The following is a 15,625-nucleotide window of genomic DNA, read 5'->3' as shown; positions in this document are numbered from 1 at the left end:
AGAGTTAGGAGTTAGGAATTTTATTTCCCCTCTGCCCAATGCCCAATTCCCAATTCCCAATTCCCATTCAAAATCGTTCTTGTAAACATTCTGCAATGCGTAGTGCGGCTCCCGGTTTACCCATACGCCGCAGACCATTTTCAGCAATAATTTGCAAAATATCAGGATTTTTGAAGAGAGACTGTACGATTTGGGCAACCTCTGCTGGCTGCTCTACTAAAATCAAAGATGAGCCTAAAAGACGACTTTGAGATTCAGCAAAGGCGGGGTTATATTGAGGCCCATTACCAGGAATTGCGATCGCAGGTTTGCCTAAACCGATAAACTGTTCTGTAGCTGTACCTGCCATTGCGATCGCTATATCTCCCAAATGCAAGCAATCATTATAGGCTTGTTGGGTCAGCAGTAGATATGCATTTCTTTGTTTAAATGTCAAGATATTTGGATCAGCAATTTGGATAGGAGATGCTGATTCCGGTCGCCAGCCTTGGGATTGGACACTTTGGGATAAAATATTAGAGTCTAAACCTGGAGCGATCGCACCTAAAAACACCACTCTGCCAGAAGTGTAAAATACCGAATCTCGCTCCTGGAAACTTGCCATCAACGCAGATACGGCAATCATAATTACTTCCCAGTTGTTGTATGCCTCTGGCGGACGGGAACCAGGAAGCAGAGTCACCATTAAAGGTCGAACAGTCTCTTGCTGTTGGCTATCCTGACTATAAAATTGTTGGCGTGAAAACGTAGGTTCTAGACTATCCATCATCGGATTGCCCAAATTAAAAGCTGGAATTGGCCATTGTTTTAATGTTTCCGTCGTCAGCGCATCTCTGGGGAACACCGCCTTACAACGACGACGACTCATTAACCAACGTTCCCAAGGATGGTAAATTGAACCAGAAAAGTTTTCCCAACGCGCCTGCTTGGATTTGCCTGGTAATAATCCAGCTTCATCGCGCACGTGATATTCAGATTTCGCCGTACCTACAAAAGCATAATTAGCACCACTGAAAGTTGCAAACAACAGGGGGAGAATATCTCCCACTGCTAAAATCGCTCTTTTATTGCCTAGTTTTTTTTGAGAACTCACCCAACGGCGCACAGCTTTAATCTGGCTGAGGGTAAGTTGCAATAAACCACCGCGTACATCCCGCGCTAATTGGCGTCCATCCATATAAATAAAGCCGCCAGAAGGCATAGTACGGACTGAACCAATGAGGGGGATATCCAACTGTTGGTAAGCCCGTCCTTCACCCACCAGAGGTAAAGCAAATATCTCTGGTGGGTTTGGTTGTCGTTGGAGTTCTTGCAAAATCCGAACTGCAATGACATCTTCCCCATGACCATTACTTAATACAAGTAACCGCAAAGGAGAAGTTGCAGATTGAGAGTTGGAAGCTAAGGATGACCGAGTATTACTCATAAGAAACAAAATATCAAAATTAACTGTCTGTTTGGGTAAGAGGTATAAATAGGGAAATTGGCGAAGAAGCTGGAAGTTAGTATTATCCCTATTCGCCAGCCTCACTACAACTAACTCCCAGTTAATTAGGTTAAATATTATGCGAGTTTCTGCTACTGCTATTTTTACTTTAGCTACTTTAGCTGCTGCCAATGTGACTCAGCAAGCAACGGCTGCACCTGCTAAAACCGTTACTCCAAACGAAAAAGCGGGTAACTTGGTGGTGCCGATAATTGAAGATACTCCCGCACGGGTAGAGACAATTGCTTCTCCAGAAACTATAGTTGCACAACAATTTTCTCAAAATCCCGTTACCGTACAAACAGGTACAAACAAAAATTCCACAGTAGTCTTAAACTCAGCCAACAAGGGTAATTCTCCTGTAACACTTTCTCCAACTCCCTCTCTTTCCCCTCCATCCCCAAAAAACCCTACTACTGAGAGCAATTTAGTAGTTACAGCTACAGATGTACAGGTAGTGGGAGCCAATCAAGAATTGCAAGATATTATTCGGAAAGTAATTAAAACTCAGGCTGGTGGAGAAACCAGTCAAAGCCAGCTACAAAAAGATGTAACAGCAATTTTAGATACAGGTTTATTTAGCAATGTCAGTGTGAATAGCTTTAGCACACAAGCTGGATTGAATGTAGTTTATCAAGTACAGCCGGTGATTGTGCGATCGCTGCAATTATCTGGTGCGAAAGTTCTCACCTACCAAGTAGCCCAACAACAGTTGCAATCTCAGATTGGAACCACCATCAGTCCGGCTGGACTCCAGCAAGGAGTAGCACAAATTAACAAGTGGTACGCCGACAATGGTTATAACTTAGCGCGGGTGCTATCAATTAAACCCAATTCTCAAGGCATTCTCACTGTGAATGTTGCTGAAGGCTTAGTGAGTGATATCAAGTTTCGCTTTATCAACGATGAGGGTAAAACCGTTGATAGCAAAGGTAATCCCGTCGCAGGACGTACTAAACCAGATTTCCTGCAACAGCAACTCAAGTTGAAATCTGGTCAAATCTTCCAAGAAAATGTCGTTAAACAAGACATCCAGCAGCTATATCGTACTGGTTTATTTGAGAGCGTGAATGTTGCCTTAGAAGGAGATGCGACCAAACTTGATTTAGTTTACCAACTCAAAGAAACTGGGGCGCGTGGTGTTAACTTGGGTGGTAGTTACAATGCCGATCAGGGATTAGTAGGCACAATTAGCTATCAAGATCAGAATGTCGGCGGGATTAATGACACTTTAGGTGTGAATCTGGCTGTAAGTAGCCGAGACTTGCAGTTTAATAGCAAATTTATCAGTCCTTATAGAACAACTAACCCCGATCGCTTGGGTTACACTGTGAATGGTTTTCGGAATCAGGAACTTTCGGAAACCTTTGATGACAAGATTACCCTAGCTAATGGCGACAAAGTGCGAGAAGGTCAAATTGGTGGTGGTGTCAGCTTACAGCGACCACTTGATGACTGGAACACCTCACTAGGATTAAACTATACCCGAACTAGTATTCGCGATCGCCAAGGTAATATTACCCCAAATGACGCTCAAGGCAATCCCCTTTCTGCCAGTGGAACTGGTGTTGACGACCTAACTACCGTATCCTTCACCGCCACCAAAGACCAACGGAATAATCCCCTCAATCCAACTCAAGGTTCCATTTTGAGTTTGAGTACAGAACAATCTGTACCCATCGGTGAAGGTAATATTTCCCTAAATCGCCTCAAAGCTAATTACAGCCAGTATTTACCAGTTCAATTATTTAAAAGCCAACAGCCACAAGTATTTGCGGTGAACGTCCAAGCTGGTACTGTCATTGGTAATTTACCACCTTACGAAAGCTTTAACTTAGGTGGTTCTAACTCAGTGCGCGGCTACGATTCTGGAGAAGTTGGAAGTGGTCGCAGTTATGTGTTAGCCTCCGCAGAATATCGCTTCCCTGTCTTACCAATCGTCGGCGGTGTATTATTTGCCGACTTCGCTTCAGACTTAGGTTCTGGTGATACTGTATTGGGAGATCCTGCGGGTGTACGAGATAAACAAGGTTATGGTTTTGGTTATGGGGCTGGAGTGCGATTAGATTCACCACTAGGCTTAATTCGGGCTGACTATGGCATTAATGACCAGGGTGAAAGCAAAGTCCATCTAGGTATTGGTCAGCGATTTTAATCTGAGTTAAAGCGTTGCGGAAAGTTAAATATACATTATCCAAAAACCTTGTAGAGACGTAGCAATGCTATATCTCTACATTCTTTTTCACTCATACCTCTCACTGACTTTTCACGTTATGTGGAAAAGGCAACGATTAACCTAACCCCCTAACCCCCTTCCCGCATCGGGAAGGGGGAAATTCAAAGTATCTCTCCTTTTAGGAGAGAGAAATAGAAGTGAGGTTTTCCAGATGCCGTGAAAAGTCAGATACCTCTCATTAGCGATCGCTTCTGAAAATAACTTTTATAAATTTACAAATTTATTACACAATATTTAATAATATATACATTTCAATAATCAAAGGAAAAAAACTATTGTCAAGTTTTGACAGACATTAATTTTTTCATAGTGATAATCCAATACAGTTCAGATAAGACCAAAACACTTGTAGAGACGGCGATTTATCGCGTCTTCAAAGACCAATTACCTACACCAATAACCCTTAACTGAACGGTATTGAGTGATAATCATCCAAAATATAAAAAAATATTATAAATACTAGTATGGAAAAAAGTGTTATTAATGCCAGCCTTTCTACTCAGAATCTAACCTTTCGTCCAGGTGATACCCCAGTCTCATTTGAGGTAACTGTCAATAATGATAGCGATCGCTTTGTCAATTTTCAGATAGAAATTACCGCCGCCGGAGAAACCCGGAACACAGGATATCGCTGGTATCGACTCGAACCAGAGGTAGCAGCAGCCAAGCCACCGGGCAGTAGTACCATTTTCCAAGTATTTGTATTCAATACACCCATTCCCGGATTTGTCGGTACTGTCAACCTGATGGTGAATATTTTCTCACCACAGTTAGCACAACAGTGCAGACTTGTGCTCCGCCTGAAAATTGAGCGAGACAACAGACCAACACATTTAAGTGTAGAATTGCCTGTGCGAGAGTTCCAAGTTTATCCCCGCAATTCTGTAGATATACCAGTACGAGTGCGGAACTTGGGGCAACAACCGACTGATGTAGTCCTACGTTTTACAGGTGTTGACCCATCTTGGCTAGCTGGCAGTGCAGAACGCCGATTATCCTTAGATCCAGGTGGTTTAGCAGAAGCGACATTTCAATGCCAACCTCCTTCTGTAGTCCAAGCGCCCAGTCAAAATTACCCTTTTACTATTGAAGCTGTTAGCAATAATGGTTATCCAACTAATGCTGAAGGTAAGATTGAAGTTTTACCTGTGGGTTTTATAGACTTTACTACCACAGAAAAACACCTCAAAATTCCTAGTAAATCGGCATGGTTGCCTGACTGGAAATCTGATACAGCTGCCTTTGAACTACTATTTAAAAATGCTAGCAATCTAAATCAGCAAATTAATATCCAGGTTCAAGGTAGAGACTGGCGAAAATGTAGTTTCAAAAAGCTTCCCGAAATTGCCAATCTTCATTTAGGAGAGACAAGTAAGATCATCCTTGATGTTAAAACAAAACGTCCTTGGGTCGGAATCGGTAAAACTTTGTTGCTGGAGGCTAAATCGGAATTATCCGACCAACGTTTAGGGAGTACAGACCCCGCCACGCAGACATTAGAAGTAGAGACTCTGCCAATTATACCTTTATGGCTACAGTTAGCTGCGATCGCACTTTTAGCCGCACTCCTCGCATTAATACTGCAACCAAGAGATGTAATGCATACACGTTCTGTAAACTCAGTCCGTTTTAGTGGCATTGGTTTATCTGTGGTCAGTGGCTCAGATGATTGCACCTTAAGGCTTTGGAGAATTGGCACTGATAGCTTAAACCCCGATGATACAGTAAGATATCCTGGGCAGCCTGTTGCCTGTGATAAACCGCAACAGCCCAAGGGTTTAATGGCGATTACCGATGATGCAGTACAAGTCTTACGCTTCATGCCGTTACAAAACGATCGTGCTGCTGTTGGTCTAGATAATGGTGTAATTGAACTCAGAGATGTTCCATCAGGTGCAAAGATTAGCCAACTTCAAGACCTTAAAGATTCTAAAGCAAAAGGCGATCGCGTTTTTGACCTAGCTTTCACCTCAAACTCACTTAACTTATTCAGTGGTTATGGCAGTGGTAAAGTTAGAGTGTGGTCAAGACCAGCGCCTAACAGCGATTTTCTGCCAGAACCGCAAGTTATCGATGTCCAAAGTACCTTGAAACTATCAGGTTTCCAAGTCCGGGCATTAAATCTCAGTCCAGATGCAAAAACTCTAGTAATTGCCGGAAACTTCAAGCGTTTCATTTTATGGCAATGGAATCCAACTCAGTCTGATAAACAATTCCCAGGTTTATCAGTGCAAAATCTAGAAAAACTAGACCCATTAGTTGGACGTGAAGACTATATTTGGGCATTGGCTTTTGTTCCTAACTCAGTAGAAAAAATCCTCGCAACCTCCGATTCTGCGGGATTCATTACGATTTGGAATTTAAATCAGTGCCAAACTGTCAAAAATCCAAATCCGCTCGAACAAATAAAAGAACTCAATTGCTCACCACTAGACCGTTGGTCAGCATCAAAAACATCTGTGCGTAGTCTGGCATTTAGTGATGATGGTAGTCTCTTAGTAAGTGGTGGCGATGATGGACGAGTCATGGTTTGGTACTTAACCCCCGAACATAAACTCGACAAAACAAAGGCCGCAGAAGGTACAAAAATCTACGAAAGCTCTAAAAAAATCAATAGTATCGACTTGAAAACTAATCAAGGAACCATGATTGTGAGTGGTAGTGAAGATTTTCAAGTCAAACTACACCGCATCAAATAAGGGAGTCGATAAGATGCAAGCTAAATTCAATCCACTGCAAGTTATTATCAACCCACCTGGAATTCAATTTGGAATGCCAGGAGATACCATTGAACTCTATGTTGTTGTGATCAATCAAGGAGATCAAAGTGCAGTTATTGACTTATATTTTGTTTTTGACGAAGTATTTCAAAATTTAACTGGTTGGTCTAGTTCTCCTAGAGAAAGTTTAGCATTAGCTCCCCAACAGAATAGCGACGAAGTAAAATTTGAGTTTCAAATTACCGCAAATGCTTTCCCCGGAACCTATGACTATACACTAGTCGTAGATTCTCCTCTACATTATCCCCAAGATACTCCCATAACCTTCCCAAATCAAATTAAGGTTCTGCTAGCAGAACAGACTGCAATTCGGGTGAATGACCCGACATTTTCCATTAGACCGAACACCAACCCCAACAAGCCACTAATTTTCAATCCTGGTGAGCCTCTACAAGTGGAGGTAATAGTAGACAATCGTTCTCATCTCGTAGATAGGTTCCGCTTGAGTTGCCCAGATTTAGACGAGGACTGGTTCACAATAAATTATCCAACAACTGGATTTGAAGGTCCCGGATTAATATCTGATGTTACCGCACTAGAACTCAACCCTGGTACTCAAGGTCAAATATTGTTGAAATTTCACCCACCAGGGGATACCCTTGCAGGAAGCTATTCTCCAACAATCCGCTTGTATTCAGAAAACTCTCCAGACTTAGTGCTGTTGGATTTGGTATACATCCAAATTCCAACAAATTATCGCCTAGATATTGAACTTCATACTATCTTAGGACAAGTTAGCCGTAGCCTTGGCAAGTACGAATTATCACTAGCTAACCGGGGTAATATTGTCCGCGAACTGATATTAAGCTTAAAAAGTCGGGATGAAGAAGAACTATATACTTATAAATTTGACCCTACTGAAGTAAGATTATTACCCAATAGAAGCGCAGTGGCCAATTTGACAGTTAAACCCAGACCTTGGTGGCGACGACCGTGGTTTGGTGCAGGGTTAGTGGTCAACTTTCAACTCGACATCAAAGACCCACAAAATTTACCCTTACCTAACACATTGCCTCAAGGAACTTTGGTATGGAAACCCCGTCCTTGGTGGCAATTTGTTCTGTTAATTTTAGCAGTCTTGGGTTTATTAGGAGGAATAGGATTTATCATTTGGCGAATTTTAAACCCCGATCCTTTAAGATTAGAAAACTTTAGTGCTAATAATCCTCGAATTACTGAGGAAGAGGATGAAGTAGCTTTGAAGTGGGACATTCACAATTATCAACAGTTGCAAAAGTTGGTTTTGACAGCCAAAGGTTCGCAACCTATTCAGCCTATTACCTACGACTTTAGCAATGGCATTCCTGAAACACTGGGCAAAGGAAGCGCTAATCAAATACCTCCTTGTCAGGTGCAAGATAAACAAGAATTAATTTGTAGCAACGTTAAAACTGGAGTGAAAACAAAAGGGAATTATACTTTTGAGTTACAAGCCTTTTATCGTAGTGGTATACAGTTATTTTCTCCCAATAACCAAGTAGCCAGTCAAACAACCCAAGTAGAAATAGCTGAAAAACAAATTGCTGAAGTAATTAGTTTCCAAGCAGATAAGCCACAGTATACAAAAGGTCAAAATATTCTTTTAAGTTGGATAATTGCCCGGCCATTATTGTTGGCACAAGTTCAAATTGCTGGCAGTGCAGATGATGGTACATTATATAGTGAACCAATTACTTATAAATTTAATCAAGGTAATCTTGCAGAGCCTAAACTTCAAAAGCTCTGTACACAACAAAATCAACAACTGCGATGTACAAATATTCCTCTGTCAGCAAATAAAGCCGGAAACTTTGCCTTTGAAATCAAAGCTTTTCCCAACAATGGGAGTGATAAAATTAGTTCTAAAAAGACTGAATCAAAAATTGGAATATTACCTAAACCATTTAAGATTGTCTCTTTCAGAATCAACGGTAGTGAGCAACCAAATGTTGTTCTCAACGAAGGAGAATCTGCTACTCTGAGTTGGAGAGTAGAAGGAGAAAATATTCAGGTTAAACTTCTGCCATACGGCAATGACGTTAAACCAGTTGACTCAATAAAGCTTCCAGTCAATCAAGCCTTTCCGCCTCAAATCGGACTGCTAGTGAATGATATATCTGGTAAGCAGCAACCCCAGCAAAGAGGATTTGCAATCACAGTTCTCAAAAAAGTAGAGCCTAATCCTACCCCTATACCTGGTATTAACCCAATTCCACCTACTCTTGCACCTAGTAATAACCCATTTAAGACTCCCTTACCTCTGAGATAAGGCTTATCAAAAGCTATTTTGCAAATACAGAGAGATGCGGCGGATAATACCGTCTATCGACTCTACCAAACTACAAGCAACGCATATAGTTTATAGCACAATACGTTCAGTTAAGCCTAAAAACTAAAACTGGCATAGTTGGGCTTGAGGAACGTAGACCCGAAGGGGCTTCTCGTTCGCGTAGCGTCTCCGACAGGAGAAGAGTAACCCAACATTATCAAGGCTTTGTTGGGTTGAGCAACAGCGAAACCCAACCTACTCTTCTTCTTAAGCCAAGCGTATTGGTTTTTTAAAATATCCTCTTAGAGAGATTCTCCATAAACTGTGAAAGATTTAGTTAAACCGAAAAACTTTTCTTCGTAAAGTTGTGCTTCGGGAAACAGATTCAGGAATTTTCTCTTATTCAGCAGCTGAATTGAAGTAGCTATACTTCTAGCCAGTTGTTTATCAGTCACCTTGTCATACCATCCAAGAGCAAAATTGGTTAGTAACCATACCCGAATATTTATAGGCATAAATTGAAATAAAGGAAAAACAAAGTGGGGTTCAATCGGAAAAAACAGATTAGGTGTTTGAACAAAATATTTTTTTCCCACTCGCATTACTTCAGCGGCCATTTGGCGCTGTTGTTCATAATCCCCTACATGTTCAATCACTGAGTTTGAAAAAACTATATCAAACTCATTAGATTGAAAGTTTGCCATGTTTGTAGCATTGCCAACAACTTGCTTAATCTTTGGATGTGTTGAACTTGTTTCGATAAATTTTACATTTAGTAGAATAATTTCTACATCTTTAACTTCTTCATTCAAAAAGCCTAAATTCTTCCAAAAGCTTATTGTTCCTCCAACATCGAGTATTTTTATAGGAGAGGGCATTGAATCTAATATAGATGTGAACAAAGAAAAACGCTTCTTTCTAAGCTTACTTGCCCACGAGTCACTAAGATTAGTGTCATATAGTTTACGCACGATTGTCTTCATTTTTTATTCCTGAAAAAGTGATTATGTGAAGAAAGATTAATAAGTATAAAACTTTCTTCTATTACCGTTTTTGCCTCATTACAAATGAAAAGTATTTATGCCAAATTTCTCTAGAGAATACTTTATTACTTCAACAGTATTATTTGTCAATATCAAGCAAATAAAATTTACACAAGCTTATTAATTAATAAGCTTGTGTTCATACTTAATCCTGCTGAATGCTCTTTAAAAATTCCTGTTATATCCTCTATGCCAAACAGTTTTCCGATTAAGTGCTTTCGAGAAATAGTATGAAGAAATTGTAAAATGTTGCGGTTCTGCCTCTTGATGCTCAATTCCTATTTTTATGAAAAGCTCGGCGTCTGCGCCCATTTTCAAAGAGGGGTTTTCGCAATGGTACTACCTCAGCTTCACTACTCTCGCGTGCTACCCGAATCAGCAACCCAGCAGCTATTAAGCTAGCAATCATGGAATTTCCACCATAACTAAACATGGGTAAGGGTAAGCCAGTAGTTGGTAGAGAACCTGTAGCAACACCGATGTGGAGCAATGATTGTCCCACCATCAAAACCGTCACACCGATCGCTATCAATCGATGTACTGTATTTTTAGCCTTCAGCGCCACAATTAATCCGAGAGTGGCAAATGTAGCTAAAAGTGCCAACAACACCATACTGCCAACAAAGCCAAACTCTTCGGCGAACACCGCAAAAATAAAATCGGTGTCCTGAATTGGTAAATAAAACAGCTTTTGTTGGGAAAGCCCAAATCCAGAACCCCAAGTTCTACCAGAACCCACGGCTAGTAAACTTTGCACCAACTGGTAGCCATCTCCTGTCGCATCCGCCCACGGATTAAGGAATGACATTACCCGCTTACGCTGATACTCTTTAATACTAATACTGAGTAATGCCAACATCACTCCACCAATTGCTGTCCCTCCCAGATACTTGTAAGGTAAGCCAGCCGCTAGAGCAATTAGCCAGATAGTCATACCGCAAAGTGCTGTTGTACTCAAGTTAGGCTGGGCAATAATTCCTAAAAGTACCAGACCAAAAATACCCAACCAAGTCAAGCGAACCCGCCAACTGATTCGTTCCCACTGACCAAAAAGCCGCGCACTTTGCAGCACCAAAAAGGGTTTAATTAATTCTGAAGGTTGAATTGGAATTGGCCCGATCGCAATCCAACGCGCTGCATCAAAAGCCTTTTTTCCTAATCCTGGGATCAGTGTGACGAAAATTAACGCCAAAAACAGCAACAAAAACCAATGGGCTAGCCCCAAAATTTTCTGCAATGGTAAATTAACGATAATATTGAATCCAATTAAGGAAACAAATACCCAAAGCACTTGACGCTTAAAGTAGTACAACCCATCATCATGACGACCGTCAGCAACGGGATAGGATGCTGAAAATAGCATGACCAAACCGACAAACAGCCAAATCAACGTTAACCAGCGCAACAACCGCGCTTCTAATGCCCAGTTGGAGACTGAACTATCAAAAATTGGAATCAGGCGGCGTAGATTCACGATCAGTACAGGTAAAAAGTTAGAAATTAGGAGTTAGAAATAAAACTCATAAATCATAACTTATAACTCATAAGTAGGCCTTACAACCATAAATCTTAGAGATGTCAACTTTAATACACCGTTAGTTGATATTTCTGACAACTGGCTTGGCTATGCCCACGGTTACTATTCCTATGTGTCGTAGTAGTTTTTTATACGCCAAATTAGTAGGTTGAAGAATAATTCAGAGAGGAATCTGATCTAAGTCCTACTGAAATCAGAAATTAGGAGAGTCAGAATAAGAAAGTGTTGAGTCCCAATCCCCCACTGCAACCATTTCTGAATTCTGACAATTCATCAAGCTCAACGATTTAATGCAATTAACTGCATGTTTATCCATAGACAAGGGAATTTCAATCCAGAACTCAGTTCCTTGTCCAGGTTCTGATAAACATCTTAATGTTCCACCATGTTTTTCAACTACAATCTGATAACTAATTGATAAACCTAATCCTGTACCCTTACCTACAGGCTTAGTTGTGAAAAATGGATTAAACAGTTGTTCTCTAACTGCTTCTGTCATTCCTGAACCATTATCAGCAATTCGGATCACACAGTTAGTTTCGATGACTTCTGTAGTAATTGTAATGGTATTGGGATTAGCATGAATCTCTGCGATCGCGCGTTGAGTATTATAGCTCTCAAGCGCATCGATTGCATTACTGATAATATTCATAAATACTTGATTTAGTTGTCCGGCGTAACAATATACTAAAGGCAAATTTCCATAACTTTTAACTACCTTGATACCAGGATGATCAAGGCTATTTTTAAACCGATTCTGTAAAATCAGCAAAGTACTATCCAGTCCTTGATGAATATCAACCTTTTTCATCTCTGCTTCATCAAGACGAGAGAAATTCCGCAGGGACAAAACAATTTCAGATATCCGTTCGGCTCCTACTTCCATAGAATTCAGGATTTTGGGCAAATCATCTAGTAAAAAATCTAACTCAATTTCCTTAATGTATTCTTGAATTTCTGATACAGGATTAGCACAAAATTGCTGGTAAAGACTCACAAGCTTCAGCAAACACTGTGTATAATCTTTTGCATACTTTAAATTTCCATAAATAAAGTTAACAGGGTTGTTAATTTCGTGAGCGACTCCTGCAACTAACTGTCCCAGACTGGACATTTTCTCAGCTTGGACTAATTGGGCTTGAGTTTGCTGTAGCTCCCGGAGGGATTTTTCCAATTTTTTAGACTGAGCCTCAGCAATTTCTGCTAGATTCTCCTTGATTTGTAGCGCACTTCGTAGTTGTGCTCTTTGCTGTTTCAGTTCAACTGTTAACTTTTTGGCATCAACCAAAGCAGTATTCTGAGCTTGCAGTAGAAACAGGAAATCAACTATTGGGTCGTGAATCGCAAAGTCTTTGAGTTTGATACCCAGAGGGGCCAGGCTAGTTGTATCTGTAATCCAAGGAGATCCTAAAAAAAATATCACCTCCTGTTCTGGTTGATACATCATCTGACCCTTGAGCTGCATTCCATTATGGAGAAACTCTAATATGAACAGGGCACGAGACTGTTTACTAATAGCATCAAAATCAACCAAAATTTTTGGACGATTAATCTGGAAATGCTGCTCAATCAATTTACCAACCAATGGTTCCAGACAAATGCGCCCAAAGACATCACCAGCCTGTACAATTTCCCGATTGCGGCTAAAGGCAAAATGGAAAGGAAAAGCTTTCGCCAGTAACTCTGGTGAAAGCGTAAGGTGAGGAGGAGCCATGCTACTGCACTCAATTTGGTTTATAAATCACTAAAAATTCATCATGTTCAGCACCTTCATCCCGACTCTGGGTTTGGGTAATATGAACTTCTGTATCAAACCTAGTTCCTAGTCCCTTGACTAGTCCAAGAATCATGGGCGTTAGCCCTTCTCTATCAGAGCGATAATGTAAGCTTAGAGAATTTTCTTCCATATCAGTACATTCAAATGATGGGGGCTGGAGTTTAGGAAAGCTAACTCCTACACGAGCATGAAGATTGTCGAGGTTTTCTAAAAACTCAGGCAGTGTATCTCCACTCATATCCATCATTTCGCCATAGCCTTCTTGAGCTGTGTACTGAACCCAGAACTCTCCAAAAGCTTGCATAATTTGTTTGGGAGATAAATTCAGAACGACACTAGCAGCTTTTACCAGTTTGTGGGTGATGTCATCGGGATAGCCTTCCATACTGAGGAAAACATCTACATCCACTTCTGCTTTGTGCTTAATTTCTTTCCAAGTCTCTTCGCCAAAGCGACTGCACACCATGTCTTGAATCGCCTTGTTCACTAATCCGTACATGGAAGCCTCCTCTTGCTGCACCTAATTTTGCTTTATGAATTTGCCCAAGACTCGACAAATAATTCCTTAAAAGGGTTATCTAAATAACAAAATTTTCTGTATTTAAACCTTGAAATGTCTTATGACGGCTTTAAAAACCGAAAAAATAGGGAAAACTATTTGTATTCTAATGCTACAAATACTAGTTATAACAACCGTATTTTCACTTACTCATTTTATTCAGTGAGTTTTGAGGATTTGTAGTAAGCACTTTAGTGCTTAAAAAATAATTACTAAAGTTCTCACTACAAACTTGCTCACCCATCAATTTAAGGTTGACTAACTACAGCGATTCATCCAAAGGCAACCATGAATCAGGATACAAGCTATATTTAGATATTTGACGCTGAATTCCGTTAAAAAATTGGACACGGGCATCCATAGCTTCGGCAATAGCCAGCTTTACCTTGATATCCTCTTCATTCATGGTAATTCGAGGTTCAATCACTGCTGCTAACTTCGCTGCATGACTATCATCCACATCAATATGGACTTCAAAAAAGATCAGGGATTCTTTGGGTAAAGGAGCAGCGCCAACAATTCCTTTGTATAGTTGCGTGTACAGCGAGCTAACAATCCCTTCGGAAGCATAACAGACAGCACCCAATGCAGCTAAATAGCCGTACTTATGTGGCATCTGCAAGTAGGTTTCAATAAGGGCACGAGTTTCAGGCGCAGTGGGTAGTGCTGTCAGACTTTCGTCGTGGATACCAAGAGCGCGGGTAAATTGACGAAATAATTCTGGGTGGGACTGAGTTATATCTCCCTGTCCCATTTCGTCAAATAAGTTTTCCAAGATGACTAACTGACTACTTTCATCTTCGCAGCAAGACAAAATGCTAGCCAAGATACGATTAAATTCTTTGGAGAATTTGTACATCTGAACAGCTAGTACCTGTATGTCTGGTAAAAATAAATTTCCAGTCCGACAGCGAGTTAAGAACTCATGATTCCATAGAGGATGATTAGCTGCTATTTCACGGAAGGAATTTCTCACTAAAGAAGATGTCTGTGTCATCGTGATATTTGTAAGGCTAGATGGAGGGGTTGATCAAGTAAGGGGCTAAAAAATGATTCATCTATTGCAATATGTTCTGGAGTCACACGCAATTCTTGTAAAATTGGCATCGTGTTGAAGCCAGCAATTTTAAGAGCATTAAAGTAATCCTCAAAAGTTTTATGAATCAATTGAACATTTAGCCAGGAGCCATCTCGTTTCCAAATACGACCAGGAAACTGCTGATCTCGCTTACTGAAGTAGCCTGCACCCTCAACTTGAAAATAAAACGGATATGCTGCCTCCCGCATATATGGAAAAGATGGATGGGGAACGCTAAATACAAATCGACCGCCCGGACGAAGAATGCGTGCAACTTCTGCCATACATTCTTGGGTTTGAGCAATTGTGAGATAGTTAAATAGAAACACTGCAACAACTAAGTCAATTTCGCCATCATCAAACTGCTTGAGATTAGTAGCACATCCTACTTCATAGCTAATACCCAAGGCATCTTCTATTTCCTGTAAGTTTGCTGCTGCAATCATGCCCTGGGAAAGGTCTATTCCATGCACTCGTTCAGCGCCGCGTCGGCGTAGTTCTCGACTGCAATAACCTTCCCCACAACCTATATCAAGTACTCGCAACCCAAAAACAGGCTCACAAAGCTCTAGTACAAAAGGGCGTGCTGTAAAGTCTGATAAGGAAGTAGGTTCTCCTCTAATCCACTCTGATGCTGTGCGATTATATAAGTTTTTAGTTGAGTTTTTGTGATTCACATTTGACATCTTTAAGTGTTTGTTTATACTTGTTTTATGCTTGTATTAATCAATTTAGTCTGACAAGACTGAAATAATGGATGTATATGTTTTAACAATTAATATGTTGCGTTGATAATGTTGATTTTACCGATTTTATTTTGCTTGTTAATTTTGTGTTTGAAAACTATCATTTTCAAATAAATTGCTACCCAGAATATTCTC

The 15,625-nt window shown here is 40.5% G+C and carries 10 protein-coding genes; 3 read left to right on the top strand and 7 right to left on the bottom strand.

Features of this window, described 5'->3' with window-relative positions:
- Nucleotides 1-67: 67 nt before the first annotated feature.
- Nucleotides 68-1,426, bottom strand: coding sequence for a lipid-A-disaccharide synthase-related protein (locus tag ACWATR_RS14920; protein ID WP_460333622.1), 1,359 nt, complete (start codon nt 1,424-1,426; stop codon nt 68-70).
- Nucleotides 1,427-1,565: 139 nt separating this feature from the next.
- On the opposite strand from ACWATR_RS14920, the gene ACWATR_RS14915 reads away from it, so the two are divergent.
- The 3 genes from ACWATR_RS14915 to ACWATR_RS14905 all read left to right on the top strand — a co-directional run bounded on the left by ACWATR_RS14915 (nt 1,566) and on the right by ACWATR_RS14905 (nt 8,750).
- The gene (locus ACWATR_RS14915; protein ID WP_460333619.1) at nt 1,566-3,641 is read left to right on the top strand and encodes a BamA/TamA family outer membrane protein; all 2,076 of its coding nucleotides are present in this window, start codon (nt 1,566-1,568) and stop codon (nt 3,639-3,641) included.
- A 545-nt stretch (nt 3,642-4,186) separates the two neighbouring features.
- Complete coding sequence (locus ACWATR_RS14910; protein WP_460333616.1) at nt 4,187-6,421, top strand: hypothetical protein; 2,235 nt, start codon at nt 4,187-4,189, stop codon at nt 6,419-6,421.
- Nucleotides 6,422-6,434: 13 nt separating this feature from the next.
- The gene (locus ACWATR_RS14905) at nt 6,435-8,750 is read left to right on the top strand and encodes a COG1470 family protein (RefSeq protein ID WP_460333613.1); all 2,316 of its coding nucleotides are present in this window, start codon (nt 6,435-6,437) and stop codon (nt 8,748-8,750) included.
- Nucleotides 8,751-9,052: 302 nt separating this feature from the next.
- Here ACWATR_RS14905 and ACWATR_RS14900 read toward each other — a convergent pair whose 3' ends face one another.
- The 6 genes from ACWATR_RS14900 to ACWATR_RS14875 form a co-directional block, all read right to left on the bottom strand.
- Nucleotides 9,053-9,733 (bottom strand): class I SAM-dependent methyltransferase, encoded by a 681-nt coding sequence (locus tag ACWATR_RS14900; protein ID WP_460333610.1) that lies wholly within the window; start codon nt 9,731-9,733, stop codon nt 9,053-9,055.
- A gap of 331 nt (nt 9,734-10,064) precedes the next feature.
- Nucleotides 10,065-11,267 (bottom strand): FtsW/RodA/SpoVE family cell cycle protein, encoded by a 1,203-nt coding sequence (locus ACWATR_RS14895; RefSeq protein ID WP_460333607.1) that lies wholly within the window; start codon nt 11,265-11,267, stop codon nt 10,065-10,067.
- A gap of 256 nt (nt 11,268-11,523) precedes the next feature.
- Entirely contained in the window at nt 11,524-13,044 is a 1,521-nt protein-coding gene (locus ACWATR_RS14890; protein ID WP_460333604.1) for a sensor histidine kinase, read from the bottom strand.
- Nucleotides 13,045-13,054: 10 nt separating this feature from the next.
- Entirely contained in the window at nt 13,055-13,606 is a 552-nt protein-coding gene (locus ACWATR_RS14885) for a heme NO-binding domain-containing protein (RefSeq protein WP_460333601.1), read from the bottom strand.
- A gap of 322 nt (nt 13,607-13,928) precedes the next feature.
- A complete protein-coding gene (locus ACWATR_RS14880) occupies nt 13,929-14,663 on the bottom strand; it encodes a TenA family transcriptional regulator (RefSeq protein WP_069068899.1) in 735 nt (244 codons plus the stop codon).
- Nucleotides 14,660-15,430, bottom strand: coding sequence for a class I SAM-dependent methyltransferase (locus ACWATR_RS14875; RefSeq protein ID WP_460333598.1), 771 nt, complete (start codon nt 15,428-15,430; stop codon nt 14,660-14,662). Before ACWATR_RS14875 ends, ACWATR_RS14880 begins: the two co-directional genes overlap by 4 nt.
- Nucleotides 15,431-15,625: the final 195 nt, after the last annotated feature.

Source organism: Nostoc sp. UIC 10890 (assembly GCF_054786515.1).
The sequence above is the reverse complement of the archived record's forward strand: the minus strand, read 5'-3'. Positions and strand labels throughout refer to the sequence as shown.

What these genes read in the sequence shown, in the direction of transcription:
- ACWATR_RS14875 (WP_460333598.1), bottom strand. Translation starts at nt 15,430, where the DNA reads ATGTCAAATGTGAATCACAAAAACTCAACTAAAAACTTATATAATCGC.
- ACWATR_RS14905 (WP_460333613.1), top strand. Translation starts at nt 6,435, where the DNA reads ATGCAAGCTAAATTCAATCCACTGCAAGTTATTATCAACCCACCTGGA.
- ACWATR_RS14915 (WP_460333619.1), top strand. Translation starts at nt 1,566, where the DNA reads ATGCGAGTTTCTGCTACTGCTATTTTTACTTTAGCTACTTTAGCTGCT.
- ACWATR_RS14900 (WP_460333610.1), bottom strand. Translation starts at nt 9,733, where the DNA reads ATGAAGACAATCGTGCGTAAACTATATGACACTAATCTTAGTGACTCG.
- ACWATR_RS14890 (WP_460333604.1), bottom strand. Translation starts at nt 13,044, where the DNA reads ATGGCTCCTCCTCACCTTACGCTTTCACCAGAGTTACTGGCGAAAGCT.
- ACWATR_RS14920 (WP_460333622.1), bottom strand. Translation starts at nt 1,426, where the DNA reads ATGAGTAATACTCGGTCATCCTTAGCTTCCAACTCTCAATCTGCAACT.
- ACWATR_RS14910 (WP_460333616.1), top strand. Translation starts at nt 4,187, where the DNA reads ATGGAAAAAAGTGTTATTAATGCCAGCCTTTCTACTCAGAATCTAACC.
- ACWATR_RS14885 (WP_460333601.1), bottom strand. Translation starts at nt 13,606, where the DNA reads ATGTACGGATTAGTGAACAAGGCGATTCAAGACATGGTGTGCAGTCGC.
- ACWATR_RS14880 (WP_069068899.1), bottom strand. Translation starts at nt 14,663, where the DNA reads ATGACACAGACATCTTCTTTAGTGAGAAATTCCTTCCGTGAAATAGCA.